Source organism: Dactylosporangium sp. NPDC000555, from assembly GCF_040300025.1.
Lineage (GTDB): Bacteria > Actinomycetota > Actinomycetes > Mycobacteriales > Micromonosporaceae > Dactylosporangium.
In genome coordinates this window covers 76,052-92,818 of record NZ_JBEPDB010000005.1, presented here as the reverse complement: position 1 = coordinate 92,818, position 16,767 = coordinate 76,052, and the positions used below count along the sequence as shown (strand labels likewise).

Below are 16,767 nucleotides of genomic sequence, written 5' to 3'. Positions count from 1 at the left end.
CAACCCCTCGTACTTTCAGCCTACTGATCCCCGTAGCAGCCCGGCACCATGCGGAGTGCTGGCTCACAGGTGCGATCCTGCTGTGATGTCGAGCTACGGGGCCGGGCCCGCGCAGGAGTCGAGCCGGACTTTCACCGTCGTCCTGCTCTCGTTGCTCATCCTCACGGTCCTCGGTGCGCTCTTCGGATACGTGCTGGGCCTGCGCGATATCGATGAGAATAAGTCAGCATCCCGTGACCCTGTGTTGGTACCTCCGGCCGGGGTGAATTCCGCCGCGTCCTCGCGCCGGCCGCCGACGACCGCGCCGACCCAGTGCCCGGCCTTCATCGGCCAGGCGGCGAAGGCGCAGGACCCGAAGGCGGCGACACCCCTGATGCTGGTGCAGTACATCCGCACGGCCAAGAACCAGGAGGTGTGGATCTGCGAGGAGGCCGACGGGTCGGGGCTGTGGTATCAGGGCCACGACATGAAGCAGGCGTTCTTCGACGGCGGCGAGATCCCGAAGGAGGGGGTGAACGGCCTGCTGCGTCCGGGCGTGGTCGCCAAGGGCTATCGGACGTGGAGCGTCACCAACGACGGCACCACGTACACGGTCACCCCGGCCGGCCTGAAGGTCGCCGGCAAGCAGGCCTACGAGTCCCCTGCCATCCAGGCCAATCCGCAGGCCGAGTAGGGCCGATTTGGGGGCGCCGTGCTCGCCTGGAAAGATTGGTCCGACAACACACATGTTGACCGGAGGTAGGGCCGCACCGTGGCGCAGTACATCTACGTGCTCGAGAAGGCGCGCAAGGCGCACGGCGACAAGGTCGTGCTCGACAACGTCACGCTGTCGTTCCTGCCCGGCGCGAAGATCGGCGTGGTCGGCCCCAACGGCGCCGGCAAGTCGAGCCTGCTCAAGATCATGGCAGGCCTCGACCGCCCGAGCAACGGCGAGGCCCGTCTCATGCCCGGCTACACCGTCGGCATGCTGCAGCAGGAGCCGCCGCTCAACGAGAGCAAGACGGTCCTGGGCAACATCGAGGAGGCCGTCGCCGAGACCAAGGCGAAGCTGGCCCGGTTCAACGAGGTCGCCGAGTTGATGGCGACGGACTACACCGACGAGCTCATGGAGGAGATGGGCCGGCTGCAGGAGGAGCTCGAGCACGCCGACGCGTGGGACATCGACTCCAAGCTCGCCCTGGCCATGGACGCGCTGCGCTGCCCGCCGCCGGACGCTGAGGTCTCGATGCTGTCCGGTGGTGAGCGCCGCCGCGTCGCGCTGTGCAAGCTGCTGCTCGAGGCGCCCGACCTGCTGCTGCTCGACGAGCCCACCAACCACCTCGACGCCGAGAGCGTGCTGTGGCTGGAGCAGCACCTGCAGAAGTACGCCGGCGCCGTGCTCGCCGTCACCCACGACCGCTACTTCCTCGACCACGTCGCCGAGTGGATCGCCGAGGTCGACCGCGGCCAGGTCCACGGCTACCAGGGCAACTACTCCACCTACCTGGAGAAGAAGGCCCAGCGCCTGGCGGTGCAGGGGCGCAAGGACGCCAAGCTGCAGCGGCGCCTCAGCGAGGAGCTGGAGTGGGTGCGCTCCAACGCCAAGGCCCGCCAGACCAAGTCCAAGGCCCGCCTCGGCCGCTACGAGGAGATGGCCAACGAGGCGGAGAAGACCCGCAAGCTGGACTTCGAGGAGATCCAGATCCCGCCGGGCCCGCGCCTGGGCAACGTGGTCATCGAGGCCAGCCGCCTGCGCAAGGGCTTCGAGGAGCGCGGCCTGCTCATCGAGGACCTCTCCTTCACGCTGCCGCGTAACGGCATCGTCGGCATCATCGGCCCCAACGGCGTCGGCAAGACCACGCTGTTCAAGACCATCGTCGGGCTGGAGCAGCCGGACGACGGCTCGGTGCGGGTCGGCGAGACCGTCCAGCTCTCCTACGTCGACCAGAACCGCTCCGGCCTCGACGGGGACAAGACCGTCTGGGAGGTCGTCTCCGACGGCCTCGACCACCTGATGGTCGGCAAGGTCGAGATGCCGTCGCGGGCCTACGTCGCCGCGTTCGGCTTCAAGGGCCCCGACCAGCAGAAGCCGACCAAGGTGCTCTCCGGCGGCGAGCGCAACCGGCTCAACCTGGCGCTGACGCTGAAGATCGGCGGCAACGTGATCCTGCTCGACGAGCCGACCAACGACCTCGACGTCGAGACGCTGTCCTCGCTGGAGAACGCGCTGCTGGAGTTCCCCGGCTGCGCCGTGGTCATCTCCCACGACCGGATGTTCCTCGACCGCGTGGCCACGCACATCCTGGCGTGGGAGGGCGACGACGAGAACCCGGCCAAGTGGTTCTGGTTCGAGGGCAACTTCGAGTCGTACGAGAAGAACAAGATCGACCGGCTGGGCCAGGAAGCGGCGCGGCCGCACAGCGTCACCTACCGCAAGCTGACCCGCGACTGACGGTAGCTGGCGGATACGGTGGCGCGGTTCATCTATCATTGCGCCCTGCGCTGGTCCGATCTGGACGCGTACGGGCACGTCAACAACGCGCGCTTCCTCACGCTGTATGAGGAGGCGCGCGTTGCGCTGATGTTCACCGCCGCCCGTGCGGCCGGCCTCGAGTCCTTCGAGAACGGCATCGTCATCTCACGTCATGAGATCGACTATCTGCGGCCGATCGACTACGGCGACCCGGTGCGCATCGAGCTGTGGCTCGAGGAGATCAAGGCATCTCGATTGACCGTGGCCTACGAGCTCTTCGACGGCGAGGCGCTCGCGTCGCGGGCGCGGACCGTCTGCGTCCCGTACGACCTCGAGGCCGGCCGGCCCCGCCGGGTCCGCGACATCGAACGCGAGTTCCTCTCGCCATGGCTTGGCTAGCCGATTCCGGCCGATCCGACGCCATGGCGTTCGTGGCGCGGGTCGTGCGCCTGGACCCCGGCGCGGTCGTGCGGTTGCGGCCCGCGGGGGAGGGCGCGGTCACGCTGTGGTCCCGCCTGCCCTGGGGTGTACTCGTGTGTCGCGGGATTCCCGCGCCGCTCGCGCTCGACCGGACCGTGTCGGCCCGCGAGCTGCTTGAGTCGATCGATGGCGAGCTTCCCGCATCGCGGGACACCGATTGGCGTTGGTCGTTGCCCCGCGTTCCGGGGACCGTCGTCGAGCGGATCCCTCGCGGCGACGTCGTGCGGGTCGGCGAGGCGGCGGCCCGGACCGTGCGCACCGCCGCCGTGGAGGGGGTCGGCGGCCGGCCGGTCGGCTCGCGGATGCTGCGCGACGCGCTCCTCGACCACGTGCCGATCACGGTCACCACTGAGGCTGGCGACCGTATACCGGTTTCCCAGCGCCTCGTCCAGGCGGTCATCCGGATGGGCTTCACCTCCGGGGCGGCCGGAGACTTCGTCGATGTCCGGGTTTCGGGTCCGTGGACGGCTCTGGCCTGCGCATATGGCTCTGCCTGGCATCGCGCCGGTGGTTCACCCTCGATCGGATAGACGGCCATAAGACCCTCACCCGAACGGGTGGTACGAGGGTGAAATTGGGGGCTGCTGAAACTCGACCGAACGGGTACCGTCCTCTTTCGGGTCCACCGCCGAGCGAATCCGAGCGGCGACGGACCGCACATGCGGGTGGAGGCGCACGGGGGAGCAGGGAGTCCGAACGATGCCAAGATGGCCATGGCGTGCCGAGCAACCGAGCGGGTCGAAGACCGACTCGAATGTCGCTGAGCTGCCGCGGGAAGACGTAACCCCGACGATCGACGGAGCGCGCGAGCAAGAGGGCGGCGACGGCGGGATCGCCCCGTTGACGCTGCTACGGGTGGCGGAGGCCCTCGAGAAGCTTGAGATCCGATATCTGACCGACGGAGACGGCAGCCTGCTCGCGCTGTGGGAGCGCCACGCGGTGCTGTTCGCGCTGGAGGGCCCGTCGGACGAGATCCTGGTCATCCGGGCGCGGCCGCACGCCACGGTCCCGCCGGACTGGGCCGACCGCTCCTATCGGGTGGTCAACGAGTGGAACCATACGCGCCGCTTCTACAAGGCGTATGTCGGCGACCCCACGGACCGTGGCCAGTTGCCCATCTACGCCGAGATGCAGGTGCCCCTGCTCTCGGGCGTGCACGACGCGCTCATCGCCGAGCTCGTCGACTGCGCGGCGGTGGTGGCACTGGGCTTCGCGGACTGGCTGCACGACGAGGGTGGGCTCCTCTGACATCGGCCCGACGGGCGGGCGATCTTTCATCCGGACGCTTGGCTTCGGTGGCTGTGACCGAGGCTACGCACTGAGGCGAGACGTGGCCGGCGGCCGGCCGGTGAGGCAGAACCGCCGATCGGTATGAGTTCCCCAGGATCGACGCGTGCGCACGGTGCCAGTGGCGCGTCGACCCCGGGGAGACCCACGCCGGTCGGCATCGACCGTCCGGCGCCGCTTCGGCCGTTCGCCGGCTCCGCACGGACGTGGATGCTCGACCTGGACGATTGTCCGATGCGGGGCTCTCGATGTCCTCTCGATCGGCTCTCGGACGACCTCCTGGTCGAATGCGATTTGTCGTGGCTGCCGCCAGGTACCCGATTTATGCGACAAACGCCCGGTACGCGCCGTCCGTGCCGCGGTCCGGGGCCCGGGGGGACTGCGGGGCGGCACGGCCGTGAGCCGGAATCGCGGCGGGCGTGGGACGATGTATGAGATCCCCAGCCCGATGGAGAACGGACGCCTGTGCCACCGACGATCGACCCCGGCGCGAACCGCCCCGGCGCCACCGTGCCGGACCGGATCCGCAACTTCTGCATCATCGCCCACATCGACCACGGCAAGTCGACGCTGGCCGACCGGATGCTGCAGCTCACCGAGGTGGTCGAGGCCCGGCAGATGCGGGCGCAGTATCTCGACCGCATGGACATCGAGCGCGAGCGCGGCATCACGATCAAGAGCCAGGCCGTGCGCATGCCGTGGCGGGTCCGCGAGGGCGGCCTGACCGGCGAGGAGTTCGTGCTCAACATGATCGACACGCCCGGGCACGTCGACTTCACCTATGAGGTCTCGCGCAGCCTGGCCGCGTGTGAGGGCGCGGTCCTGCTGGTGGACGCGGCCCAGGGCATCGAGGCGCAGACGCTGGCGAACCTCTACCTGGCGCTCGAGAACGACATGCAGATCATCCCGGTGCTCAACAAGATCGACCTGCCGGCGGCGCAGCCGGAGAAGTACGCCGAGGAGCTCGCGCACCTCATCGGGTGCGAGCCGGACGATTGCCTTCGGGTCTCCGGCAAGACCGGCGTCGGGGTGTCGCACCTGCTGGACGAGATCGTGCGCCAGCTGCCGGCGCCGACCGGCGTGTCCGACGGCGCCGCGCGGGCGATGATCTTCGACTCCGTGTATGACGTGTACCGCGGCGTGGTCACGTACGTGCGGGTGGTCGACGGGCGGATCGAGGCGCGTGACCGGATCCGGATGATGTCCACCGGCGCCGTCCACGAGCTGCTCGAGCTCGGCGTCATCTCGCCCGAGCCGATCAAGAGCACGGGGCTGGGCGCCGGCGAGGTGGGATACCTCATCACCGGTGTGAAGGACGTGCGCCAGTCGCGGGTCGGTGACACCGTCACGATCAACGCGCGGGCGGCGAGCGAGCCGCTGGGCGGCTACAAGGACCCCAAGCCGATGGTGTATTCGGGCCTCTACCCGATCGACGGCTCGGACTACCCGCTGCTGCGCGACGCGCTCGACAAGCTCAAGCTCAACGACGCCGCCCTGGTGTACGAGCCGGAGACGAGCGCGGCGCTGGGCTTCGGCTTCCGCTGCGGCTTCCTCGGCCTGCTGCACCTGGAGATCATCCAGGAGCGGCTGGAGCGTGAGTTCAACCTCGACCTGATCTCCACGGCGCCCAACGTGGTCTACCGCGTGATCATGGACGACGGCAGCGAGCACGCGGTCACCAACCCGAGCGAGTTCCCGGACGGCAAGACCGGCCAGATCTTCGAGCCGACGGTCCGCGCGACGGTGCTGACCCCCAACGACTACGTCGGCGCGGTCATGGAGCTCTGCCAGGGGCGGCGCGGCTCGCTGCAGGGCATGGACTACCTGTCCGCCGACCGCGTGGAGCTGCGCTACACGCTGCCCCTCGGCGAGATCATCTACGACTTCTTCGACCAGCTCAAGAGCCGCACCAAGGGCTACGCGAGCCTCGACTACGAGCCGTCCGGCGAGCAGCAGGCCGACCTGGTGAAGGTCGACATCCTGCTGCACAGCGAGCCGGTGGACGCCTTCAGCGCGATCGTGCACAAGGACAAGGCGTACAACTACGGCGTCACGATCGCGGGCAAGCTGCAGAAGCTGATCCCGCGCCAGCAGTTCGAGGTGCCGATCCAGGCGGCCATCGGCAGCCGGATCATCGCGCGCGAGACGATCCGCGCCATTCGCAAGGACGTGCTGGCCAAGTGCTACGGCGGTGACATCAGCCGGAAGCGCAAGCTGCTGGAGAAGCAGAAGGAAGGCAAGAAGCGGATGAAGATGGTCGGCCGGGTCGAGGTACCGCAGGAGGCCTTCATCGCCGCCCTGTCGTCCTCGGACACCCCGGGCGACAACAAGCCCAAGAAGTGAACGGCCCAGAAGTCAGGCACTGCCCCCGGTGCGGGGCGCGGACCGGGCAGCCGCCCACGGTATGCGGCGCCTGCGGCTACGCCGCGTTCGTCAACCCCCGCCCCACCGGCTCCGCGATCATCGTGCGCGACGGCCGCTTCCTGGCCATCCGGCGGGCCCGGCCGCCCCGCGAGGGGTGGTGGGACCTTCCCGGCGGCTTCTGCGACGGCTTCGAGCACCCGGCCGACGCGGCCGTGCGCGAGGCGCGGGAGGAGCTGGGCGTGCGGATCGAGCTGGGCGCGTTCGCGGGCATGCATATCGGGACGTACGAGTTCCAGGGCGAGCAGCTGCCCGTCCTGGACTGCTTCTGGCTGGCCACGATCACGGCCGGGGAGATCGCCCTCGACCCGGCCGAGGCCAGCGATCACACCTGGCTGGCGCTAAACGATCCGCCGGAAATGGCATTTCCGACCATGGACGCGGTTCTGCGCGATCCGTTCGTTCGACAGTCATCGGTGCGTTTGGTCCCCTGAGCCCGCGGGCAATACAAGCTCAACCGCAAAGCACAACCCCCTGGTTGAGCTGGTAAAGGAGGAGACCAATGACTGTCACCGGTATCATCACCGCGCTGATCGTCGGTCTGATCATCGGTGCGCTCGGACGTCTGGTCGTCCCCGGGCGCCAGAGCATGCCGATCTGGCTGACGATGGTCATCGGCGTCATCGCGGCGCTGCTGGGCACGGTCGTCGCCAACGCGATCGGCATCTCGACGGACACCCCGGGTGTCGACTGGGGCGAGCTGCTGATCCAGGTGCTGCTCGCGGCCGTCGGTGTGGGCCTGGTCGCCGGTTTCTCCGGTCGTGGTCGCCGCACCCTGCCGTAACGAGCATCGCATTCGCAAAACGTCGGCCCCCGGCTGTAGAGCCGGGGGCCTTGCGTTGCGGCTGGGGACTCAACGCAGCCAGGGAATCGAACGGTCCAGCAGGCCGCGGGTCTTCAGCTCCTTGCGGAGCGGAATCTCCTCGTCGATGTAGCCATTCCAGTTGATGCCCCAGTAGTTGGCCGTGTGCGTCGCCTCGCCGCACAGCTGGCGCTGCACGGGGGTGCGGTTGGCCCACCACTCGCCGTCGTAGTCGATCGGCATGTCGTCGAGCTGGCGGATCCAGCGATACGTGTAGCCGATGAACAGCATCTTGCGGGTGATGTTCGAGTAGTTCGGCGACCGGGAGTGCCAGAGGCGGCGGTCGAAGATGAAGCAGTCACCGGGGTTCGCGGTGATCTCGACGGTGCCCTCGGGGTCGGGGTTGTGCACCGTGGTGTCGGCCGGGCGGGGCAGCGAGTTCCAGAGGTGGCTGCCCGGGATGACCTTGGTGGCGCCGCGGCCCTGCTCCGACAGGTCGGAGATGACGTAGGCGATCTTCAGCGAGAACATCGGCCGCGGGAGGTTCGGGTCCATGGTCTCCGGGTCGGAGTTCTGGCGATACCCGTCCTGGTGCCAGCCCCAGGAGGGGGGCTCCTCCTCGGAGGTGGGCGGCGTGATGTCCAGGTGGTTGTGGTGCGTGTAGATGTTCCAACCCGCCAGGCCCCACATGTAGGGGAAGAGGGTCGGCTGGGTCAGCAGGTGCCCGAACAGTTCGTCCCGCGTCAGGAAGCCCAGCAGGTGCAGCGTGCCGTCCTTCTTCATGAAGGAAGAGCCGGCAGCCTTCTCCTCGGCCCAGACCCGGTCCATGGCGGCCTCGAGCTGAGCCCGGTGGTCCTCCTTGAGGACGTTGCGGACCAGCAGGAAACCGTTGTCCAGGAACTCCTTGCGGTCGGCATCACTGATCGGCTCGTAGCCGGTGAGACCGCCGTAGTCGGGTGCAGCGGACGTCATGTCCTCCCCTTTGGTTCGTCGAACGGAACGACCGATCGTAACGCGAGGTGCACGCATCCCCGACTCGGGAGTTGGCCACCGGACAATGTCCGAAAGTGCGACAACCCGCTGGTCGCGCGGAACGTCATGGTCCTCGGTAGACCTCGGCGACGACCCGCTCACCGGCCGGTCCGGCGTTGATGCCGCCACGCTCCGTCACGGGCGCCCACGCTCCGCTCGACGCCGTCCACTGCATGTCGCCGAAGAGCACCCGCTTCACGCCGTGCTCCTGGGCGTGGGCGACCAGCCAGTGCGCGTACTGCCAGCCGGACTTCGGCTCGCGGACCTTCAACGCCACCCCGACCAGGTCGGTCACGTCGGCGGTGCTGACGCTGCCCCAGTCGAGTTTCAGGCTCGCGCCCAGGGCACGCGCCGCCTCCGGGCCGCGGCTGGCCGCCTCGCGGACACTGCAGGCGACCGCGCCGGTCACGTCGCCGCTGAGCGCGCGGACCATGATCTCGGACTCGTCGACCCACTTCTCGTAGGCCTCCGGGTGTGCGCTGCGCTGCACCTCCTGGGCGGCATCGGTGACCCGCATGTTCTCCCAGCCCTTGACCTTGAGCAGGGCGGTGAAGAAGGCGTTGGCCGCATAGCGCGGGTCGGCGATCTGCTCCGGCCGGCCCCAGCCCTGGCTGGGGCGCTGCTGGAACAGCCCGATCGAGTCGCGGTCGCCATCGGGGAGGTTCTCCAGCTTCGACTCCTGCCACGCGGTGGCCAGCGCGACGACCAGCCCGCGGTGCGGGATCTTGCGGGTGAGCCCGATCGCGGTGATCGTCGCGGCGTTGGCCAGCTGCTCCGTGTCGAGCCCGACCTCGCCGGAGCCGTCTCCGACGGCTTTGACCGATGCGTTACCGGCGTTGACCACGCATGACTTGCCGAGGGTGGGGATACGCAGCGGGATGTTGTCGCCCAGCTTGTGAATCACGACGTAGGCGCTCAGCGCCACGGCGACGGCGGCTACGACCGCGACCATCACCAGTGTTCGACCACGCATCGTCACCTCTCGTCGCTCAGGTCGAACAGCGTACGTGCCCGGCGCCACCCCACGGCGTCAGAAAGCACCGTCCGGAACCCAATTCGGGTCCCGTTTCTCCCGGAACGCCATGATGCCCTCCATGCCCTCGGCGGATCCGAAGTATCCGACGGACAGCTCGGTCATCGTCGCGATCTCATCACGGAACGTGTCGGATGTGCGTCGCCGCAGCAGCTCCTTGGTGCCGGCCAGCGCGCCCGGCGCGCCGCGGACCAGGTCACGAAGGTAGCCCTCCACCGCCGCGTCGAGCTCGGCCGGGTCCACCGCCGCGGTCACCAGCCCGACCCGCTCGGCCCGCGCTCCGTCGAACGTAGCCCCGGTCAGGTAGAGCTCAGCGGCGGCCCGCGCGGACAGCCGCGGCAGCACTGTGGCGGATATCACCGCCGGGACCACCCCGATGCGGACCTCCGAGAACGCGAACGTCGCGGCGGTGCTGCACACGGCGATGTCGGCGGCCGCGATCAACCCCAGGCCGCCCGCGCGGGCCGGCCCCGCCACCCGGGCGACGACCGGCTTGCGGCTTTCCCAGATCGCGGCGAGCACCTCGCCGAGCCGGCCCACCGGCGGCCGGCCGGAGCCGAACGCGGCCGCGGTCTCCTTGAGGTCGGCGCCGGAGCAGAAGACCGGGCCGGTATGGGTGAGCACGACCGCGCGGACCGCGTCGTCGCTCTCGGCCGCCGCCAGCGCCGCCAGCAGCTCCTCGATCAGGGCCGTGGACAGCGCGTTGCGGTTGGCCGGGCTGTCGAGGGTGAGCGTCGCCACGCCCCGCTCGGTTTGTGACCGCACGAGAGACATGCGGGCACATTAGTGCCCCTTGCCCGAAGATCGCAGTAGTTCGGCCGCCGGGGCCGCCCTCCTTTGCCGCGGGTCTCCGGCTCGCGGAGACTGGTGAGTCGCCCTCCTTTGCCGCGAATCGCCGCCTCGCGGACACTGGTGACATGCCCGGAACACTGCCAGACGGCGAGCCCATGCCGCGCGACGGAGCGCTGCCCGACGAGGTCGCCGACGGTGCCGGGCGGTCGGGCTTCGGCGTATATGTGCACGTGCCCTTCTGCGCCAGCCGCTGCGGGTACTGCGACTTCAACACCTACACGGCGAGCGAGGGCGTGCTCAGCGCCGGCTACGCCGAGCAGGTGCTCGACGAGCTGGCCCTGGCCGCCAAGGTGGTCCGCCCGCCGCGCGTCGACACCGTGTTCTTCGGCGGGGGCACGCCGACCCTGCTGCCCCCGGCCGAGCTGGGGCGCATCCTGGAGGGCATCGACCGCACCTGGGGCCTGGCCGCCGGCGCCGAGGTCACCACCGAGGCCAACCCCGAGTCTGTCGACCTCGCGGCGCTGCGCGAGCTGCGAGCCGCCGGCTTCAACCGGCTCTCGCTCGGCATGCAGTCGGCCGCGCCGAACGTGCTGGCGGTGCTGGACCGCCGGCACACCCCGGGACGCCCGCCGCAGGTCGCCGCCGAGGCCCGGACCGCCGGGTTCGACCGGGTCAACCTGGATCTGATCTACGGTACGCCGGGGGAGCACCCGGAGGACTTCGCCGCCTCGCTGCGCACGGTGATCGACGCCGGGGTCGACCACGTCAGCGCCTACGCGCTCATCGTGGAGGACGGCACCCGCATGGCCGCCCGGATGCGGCGGGGCGAGCTGCCGTACCCCGACGACGACGTCGCCGCCGACCGGTACATCGCCGCCGACGAGGCGCTCGCCGCGGCCGGCTTCGCCTGGTACGAGGTCTCGAACTGGTCGAAGGACTCGCCGTGCCGGCACAACGAGCTCTACTGGCGGGGCGGCGACTGGTGGGGGCTCGGCCCGGGCGCGCACAGCCACGTCGGCGGCGTGCGCTGGTGGAACGTCAAGCACCCGCACGCCTACGCGGCGCGCCTGGCGGACTCGGCGTCGCCGGGGCAGGCCCGTGAGCTGCTGACGGCGGACGAACGCCGCATGGAGGACGTCCTGCTGCGCATCCGCCTCGCCGACGGCCTGCCGCTGTCCGTGCTCGACGCGACCGGGCTGGCCGGCGCGCGGGACTGCCTCGCCGACGGGCAGCTCGAGCCGGCCGCGTTCGACGCCGGCCGGGCGGTGCTCACCCTGCGCGGGCGGCTGCTCGCCGATGGCGTGGCCCGCGCCCTGACGTGATGAGGGCGGCTCCCCGTCGCGGGGGCCGCCCTCAGTCGGACTGTGAGCCTTACTTGATGAAGCGGAAGCTCATCGGGTAGCGGTACAGCTCGCCGTTGTTGGCCTTCATGCCGCCGATGATCGCGAAGACGACGATCACGGCCCACGGCACGATCAGCGTGAGGCCGAACGTGCACACGGAGAGCAGCGCTCCCACGAACAGGATGATGCCCCACGTGATCTGGAAGTTCAGGGCCTCGTTCGCGTGCGCCTTGACCGTCGGCGACTCGTTGCCCTTGGCCAGCAGCGCCACGAGCGGCGGGATGAAGCCGAGGATGCCGCCGAAGTGGGCGATGAGCGCCCACGTCTTCTCGTCGCTGTTGGCGTAGCCGACCGGGGCACCGCCGGGCGCGCCGTACGCACCCTGCTGCTGATATCCGGGCTGCTGGTACCCCTGCTGCTGGTAGCCGGGTTGCTGGTACCCGGGCTGCTGGTACCCCTGCTGCTGATACCCGGGCTGCTCATAGCCCGGCTGCTGGTACCCGGGCTGCTGGTACCCCGGCTGCTGGTAGCCCCCGCCGGACGTGGGCGGTGGGGCGTAGGCGCCGCCGCCGCTCGACGGTGGCGGAGCGTAACCGCCGCCCGACACGGGCGGCTGGGGCGGGTACCCGGCGTTGGGGTCCGACGGCGAGCCGTATTCCCCCGGGGGGCGAGGTGGTTCACTCATGGTGGCCACGGTAGGTGCATCGATCAAGTGACGCCAGCGACACGACATGACTTCTTTTGGACAAGTTTTGCCCGGTCCAGCGGCCGTACCGTCTATCGTGCGCCAAACGATCATCGCGTGCCCAGGCGCGACTGACGTAGACTGGCACTCACTAGTTGGGAGTGCCAGTCTTCGAGGAGGTGCCATGGCCCTTGACGAGCGGAAGCTTGAAGTGCTGCGCGCCATCGTCGAGGACTACGTCGCCACTCAGGAACCGGTAGGCAGCAAGGCCCTCGTCGAGCGGCACAACCTGCGGGTCTCCCCGGCGACGGTCCGTAACGACATGGCGGTGCTGGAGGAGGAGGGGTATATCAGGCAGCCGCACACCAGTGCGGGCCGGGTGCCCACCGACGCCGGCTACCGGTTGTTCGTCGACAAGCTCTCCCGGGTCAAGCCGCTCAGCCAGGCCGAGCGCCGGGCGATCGAGCGGTTTCTCATCGGCGCGGTCGATCTCGACGACGTGGTCCATCGCACCGTCCGGCTGCTCGCCCAGCTCACCCGGCAGGTCGCCGTGGTGCAGTATCCGAGCCTGTCGCGCGCGACCGTGCGACATTTCGAGCTGGTGCCGATCTCCACCACGCGGATCATGGTTGTGATGATCGCCGAGACCGGCCGGGTGGAGCAGCGCCTGGTCGACCTGCCCGGCCCGATCCTCGCCGACGACGTGACCGAGTTGCGCCGGGTGATCAACGAGAAGCTGGTCGGCCAGCGGCTGGCCGAGACTCCGCCGCTGGTGCTGGCGCTCATCGAGGAGGCGGCACCCGGCCTGCGGCCGCCGATGACGGCCCTTTCGACGGTCCTGCTGGAGACGCTGGTCGAGCGGACCGAGGAGCGCATCGCGCTCGCCGGCACCGCCAACCTGGCCCGCGGCGGCCTGCTGGACTTCCAGGGCTCGCTGCGGCCGATCCTCGAGGCGCTCGAGGAGGAGGTCATCCTGCTCAAGCTCTTCGGCGAGGTCGAGCCCAGCATCACGCGGGTGCGCATCGGCGATGAGAACGAGATCGAGGACCTGCGGACCGCGTCCATCGTGGCCACCGGATACGGGCCCGGCTCGATGGTGGTCGGCGGGATGGGCGTGCTCGGCCCCACCCGCATGGACTACCCCGGAAACATCGCGACCGTGCGCGCCGTGGCACGCTACGTCGGCGACCTGCTGGCACAGAGTTGACATCTATCTCAGGGGCATAGGACTCAGTGGCGAAGGACTATTACGGGATTCTCGGCGTCAAGCGGGACTCCACGGCCGATGAGATCAAGCGGGCCTACCGTCGGTTGGCCCGCGAGTTTCACCCGGACATCAATCCGGACCCGTCGGCGCATGAGAAGTTCAAGGAGATCAACGCCGCGTACGAGGTCCTCTCCGACCCGCGCAAGCGTGAGATGGTCGACCTGGGCGGCGATCCGCTGGCCCCCAACGGCGGCGGCGCCGGAGGCCCGGCGGGCGGCGCGTTCGTGGGCTTCCAGGACATCATGGACGCCTTCTTCGGCACCCAGTCCGCCCGTGGGCCGCGCCCGCGGGTGCGGCCCGGCGCCGACGCGATCCTGCGCCTCGACCTCGACCTGCACGAGACCGCGTTCGGCGTCGAGGCGCCGATCCAGGTCGACACCGCCGTGATCTGCACCACCTGCCAGGGCGCCGGCACCGCGGCCGGCACCCACCCGCAGACCTGCGAGATCTGCCAGGGCCGCGGCGAGGTCCAGTCGGTCCAGCGCACCTTCCTCGGCCAGGTCGTCTCGGCCCGCCCGTGCTCGGCCTGCCAGGGCTTCGGCACGACCATCCCGCACCCGTGCGCGACCTGCGGCGGCGACGGCCGGGTCCGCACCCGCCGCTCGCTGACCGTGAAGATCCCCTCCGGCGTCGAGGACGGCATGCGCATCCGCCTCGCCCAGCAGGGCGAGGTCGGCCCCGGCGGCGGCCCGCCCGGCGACCTCTACGTCGAGATCCACGAGCGCCCGCACGACGTGTACTCCCGCAAGGACGACGACCTGCACTGCCGCGTCACCGTGCCGATGACCGCCGCGGCCCTCGGCACGCGGCTGACCATCAAGACCCTCGACGGCGAGGAGACGGTCGACGTGAAGGCTGGCACCCAGCCGACCTCCACGCTGCGCATCCGCGGCAAGGGCGTGCCCCACCTGCGCGGCGCCGGCCGCGGCGACCTCTACGTCCACCTCGACGTGCGTACCCCGACCCGGCTCGAGCCCGAGCAGGAGCGGTTGCTGCGCGAGTTCGCCCGCAGCCGCGGCGAGGAGGTCGCCGAACTGTCGAAGCAGGGCGGCTTCTTCTCCCGAATGCGCGACGCCTTCAACGGCCACGCGTGACCGCGTCCGCCCCCCGTAGCGGCCGACGTGTCGCGAGTCCCACATGAGCGGTCCGGGCGAGGCGGAGGTTTCGGCGTGAGTGGTCCGGTGCGGAGCGTCGGGGCCGCTCGCCGGGGGGCGCGGGTTTGGCGCGTGCCGCGTCCGGGGCGAGGCGGAGGTTTCGGCGTGAGTGGTCCGGTGCGGAGCGTCGGGGCCGCTCGCCAGGGGCGCAGGTTTAGCTCACGCCGCGGCCGGAGCGAAGCGGAGGGCTCGGCATGAGCCCGCCGCTCTTCCTCGTCGACGAACTGCCCTCCGGTGACCGCTTCACCCTGGCCGGCGCCGAGGGCCATCACGCCGCCAACGTCCAGCGTCTCACCGCCGGCGAGGCGCTGCTGCTCTGTGACGGCCGGGGCGGCCTGGCCCGTGGCATTGTGCTCGCCGCGCACAAGGGTGCCCTGGATCTCGCCCTCGACCCCGCCGAGCACGTACCTCCCGCCGACCCGTCGATCACCGTCGTGCAGGGGATCGCGAAGGGGGAGCGGGGCGAACTGGCGGTACAACTGCTGACGGAGGTCGGCGCGGACCGGATCGTGCCGTGGCAGGCCGCCCGCAGTGTGGCCCGGTGGCGGGACGCGAAGCCGCTGGAGCGGTGGCGTTCGACCGCACGCGAGGCGGTCAAGCAGTCGCGCCGCCCGTGGCTGCCGGAGGTGACCGAGGCCCGCTCGACGCGACAGCTCGCACTGACCGGCACGGTGCTCGTTCTGCACGAGGAGGCGAGCGAGCCGTTGTCCGCCGTCGCGCTGCCCGCCACCGGGGAGATCACCCTGGTGGTCGGGCCCGAGGGCGGCGTGGCCCCGGAGGAACTGGCGTCGATCGGAGGCACGCCGGTGCGCCTCGGCCGTGAGGTACTCCGCACGTCGACGGCCGGCGCCGCCGCGGTCTCGGCCCTGTCCGTGCGACTCGGCCGCTGGTGACCCCGGCAGCGTTTTGAGGTTAGGCCCATCATCCACTCCACGCCGTGGCGGGCGGGCGGCGATGCCGGCCTTGCGGGACTGCGCGGGTATAGCTATCGCCCTGCCACCACGGTTCGCCCTCGTGCTCGTGCACGCCTGGGCCCATCGTGCGGCGGGCGGCAACCGTCTGGCCCGCGGCGATCATCGTCTCCGGGTCGGCGACGAGATGCCGGGCCCGGTGTGCGCGGCCGACGGGTCGACGAGCGCCTTAGCCGGACCGTCCCTCCGCCAGTGCCTCACCACCATAGCCTCGGACTCGGCGTCGGGACGCTCGAAGGTGTAGTCACAGCTGAGGTGCACCATTTGACATTATGGACTGCCGTTCGGGGCGGTGGTTTCGGTCGGGTTCTGGGATAATTACATACATGGGGCAGCTGGGTTTGTTTTCAAGGGCGGAGTTGGCTGCCATGCGTGACCGAACCAGGTCACGTCGTTATTCTCCGGCGAATGAGCAGTTCCGCCGGGAGCATGCGCGGCATCGAGACTGGGGCCTGGCCAGACGGCACGCCGAGAAGCTCCGCCGCGCGCGCGGTGACACACAGCCGGCGGTCAGCGACCAGGGGGACGGCTCGGTGCGCAGGCCGGTGCCGCCCTCGCCGCCTCCGCCGGTCACGCCGCCTGAACAGGCACAACGTCCAGCGAGCAGCGTTGCGGCAAACGACTGCGATCCCGCGCCGCGTCAGGCGAACGGCGCCGGGCGGCCTGGTCCTGTCCCGAGGGGTCGTCGCGTATCCACGCCACAGCTGCGCCGGCCGCGCCGCCCCGGCAACGCATCGAATGGTTGGCGGCAATATACGGCGGCCGGCGCATCGCGGTCGTATTTCGACAATGCCGCGCGCGCGGCCGGGCGACATTTCCGCCGAATGCTCCGAAAGGCGGGAACAAGCAACCGCTGTCCCCATGGACCGCCGGTGTATCCGCCCTGGGATGAGAGGATGCGCAAATAGGTGTGCTTCATGGTTGGCGGACGGGGTTGGTGTCCAAGCGGTAGAGGGTCCAGGGCTGCCGGCTGGATGGCGGTGTTGGAGTCGTAGCCGGCGTCCAGGTGCACGGTGATGTCGTCGGCTAGGTGGGCCGAGCACGCCGA

General features: G+C 69.9%; 16 protein-coding genes. 12 read left to right on the top strand and 4 right to left on the bottom strand.

Annotated features, from left to right (window positions below):
- The first annotated feature begins 85 nt into the window (after positions 1–85).
- The 8 genes from ABT297_RS05870 (at position 86) to ABT297_RS05835 (ending at position 7,424) form a co-directional block, all read left to right on the top strand.
- Complete coding sequence (locus ABT297_RS05870) at positions 86–673, top strand: hypothetical protein (RefSeq protein WP_350545128.1); 588 nt, start codon at positions 86–88, stop codon at positions 671–673.
- Positions 674–751: 78 nt separating this feature from the next.
- Complete coding sequence (gene ettA, locus ABT297_RS05865; RefSeq protein WP_350545127.1) at positions 752–2,431, top strand: energy-dependent translational throttle protein EttA; 1,680 nt, start codon at positions 752–754, stop codon at positions 2,429–2,431.
- Positions 2,432–2,449: 18 nt separating this feature from the next.
- Entirely contained in the window at positions 2,450–2,851 is a 402-nt protein-coding gene (locus tag ABT297_RS05860) for an acyl-CoA thioesterase (RefSeq protein ID WP_502885499.1), read from the top strand.
- Positions 2,852–2,874: 23 nt separating this feature from the next.
- Positions 2,875–3,462, top strand: a complete 588-nt coding sequence (locus tag ABT297_RS05855; RefSeq protein WP_350545125.1) for a DUF8185 domain-containing protein — start codon at positions 2,875–2,877, stop codon at positions 3,460–3,462.
- A gap of 169 nt (positions 3,463–3,631) precedes the next feature.
- Positions 3,632–4,180 (top strand): type III secretion system chaperone family protein, encoded by a 549-nt coding sequence (locus ABT297_RS05850; protein WP_350545124.1) that lies wholly within the window; start codon positions 3,632–3,634, stop codon positions 4,178–4,180.
- A 504-nt stretch (positions 4,181–4,684) separates the two neighbouring features.
- Complete coding sequence (gene lepA, locus ABT297_RS05845) at positions 4,685–6,562, top strand: translation elongation factor 4 (RefSeq protein ID WP_350545122.1); 1,878 nt, start codon at positions 4,685–4,687, stop codon at positions 6,560–6,562.
- Positions 6,559–7,074 carry an NUDIX hydrolase gene (locus ABT297_RS05840; RefSeq protein ID WP_350545120.1) on the top strand — a complete coding sequence of 172 codons (516 nt, stop codon included), beginning with the start codon at positions 6,559–6,561 and terminating at the stop codon, positions 7,072–7,074. Before lepA ends, ABT297_RS05840 begins: the two co-directional genes overlap by 4 nt.
- A gap of 68 nt (positions 7,075–7,142) precedes the next feature.
- Positions 7,143–7,424, top strand: coding sequence for a GlsB/YeaQ/YmgE family stress response membrane protein (locus ABT297_RS05835; RefSeq protein ID WP_350545119.1), 282 nt, complete (start codon positions 7,143–7,145; stop codon positions 7,422–7,424).
- Between the two features lie 69 nt (positions 7,425–7,493).
- Here ABT297_RS05835 and ABT297_RS05830 read toward each other — a convergent pair whose 3' ends face one another.
- The 3 genes from ABT297_RS05830 to ABT297_RS05820 form a co-directional block, all read right to left on the bottom strand.
- A complete protein-coding gene (locus tag ABT297_RS05830; protein ID WP_350545117.1) occupies positions 7,494–8,414 on the bottom strand; it encodes a phytanoyl-CoA dioxygenase family protein in 921 nt (306 codons plus the stop codon).
- Positions 8,415–8,538: 124 nt separating this feature from the next.
- The gene (locus tag ABT297_RS05825; protein WP_350545115.1) at positions 8,539–9,447 is read right to left on the bottom strand and encodes a VldE C-terminal domain-containing protein; all 909 of its coding nucleotides are present in this window, start codon (positions 9,445–9,447) and stop codon (positions 8,539–8,541) included.
- Between the two features lie 57 nt (positions 9,448–9,504).
- Positions 9,505–10,281, bottom strand: coding sequence for an enoyl-CoA hydratase-related protein (locus ABT297_RS05820; protein ID WP_350545114.1), 777 nt, complete (start codon positions 10,279–10,281; stop codon positions 9,505–9,507).
- A gap of 143 nt (positions 10,282–10,424) precedes the next feature.
- Between ABT297_RS05820 and hemW the strand changes: the two genes are divergently transcribed.
- Positions 10,425–11,621, top strand: a complete 1,197-nt coding sequence (hemW, locus tag ABT297_RS05815) for a radical SAM family heme chaperone HemW (RefSeq protein ID WP_350545112.1) — start codon at positions 10,425–10,427, stop codon at positions 11,619–11,621.
- 49 nt (positions 11,622–11,670) lie between these two features.
- Here the strand turns inward: hemW and ABT297_RS05810 are convergent, their stop codons facing one another.
- The gene (locus ABT297_RS05810) at positions 11,671–12,327 is read right to left on the bottom strand and encodes a DUF4870 domain-containing protein (protein ID WP_350545110.1); all 657 of its coding nucleotides are present in this window, start codon (positions 12,325–12,327) and stop codon (positions 11,671–11,673) included.
- 184 nt (positions 12,328–12,511) lie between these two features.
- Between ABT297_RS05810 and hrcA the strand changes: the two genes are divergently transcribed.
- The 3 genes from hrcA to ABT297_RS05795 all read left to right on the top strand — a co-directional run bounded on the left by hrcA (position 12,512) and on the right by ABT297_RS05795 (position 15,641).
- Positions 12,512–13,534: a heat-inducible transcriptional repressor HrcA gene (gene hrcA, locus ABT297_RS05805; RefSeq protein ID WP_350545108.1), complete on the top strand. Its 1,023-nt coding sequence runs from the start codon at positions 12,512–12,514 to the stop codon at positions 13,532–13,534.
- A gap of 26 nt (positions 13,535–13,560) precedes the next feature.
- Positions 13,561–14,688 carry a molecular chaperone DnaJ gene (dnaJ, locus tag ABT297_RS05800; protein WP_350545106.1) on the top strand — a complete coding sequence of 376 codons (1,128 nt, stop codon included), beginning with the start codon at positions 13,561–13,563 and terminating at the stop codon, positions 14,686–14,688.
- A gap of 254 nt (positions 14,689–14,942) precedes the next feature.
- Positions 14,943–15,641: a 16S rRNA (uracil(1498)-N(3))-methyltransferase gene (locus ABT297_RS05795; protein ID WP_350545104.1), complete on the top strand. Its 699-nt coding sequence runs from the start codon at positions 14,943–14,945 to the stop codon at positions 15,639–15,641.
- Positions 15,642–16,767 lie beyond the last annotated feature (1,126 nt).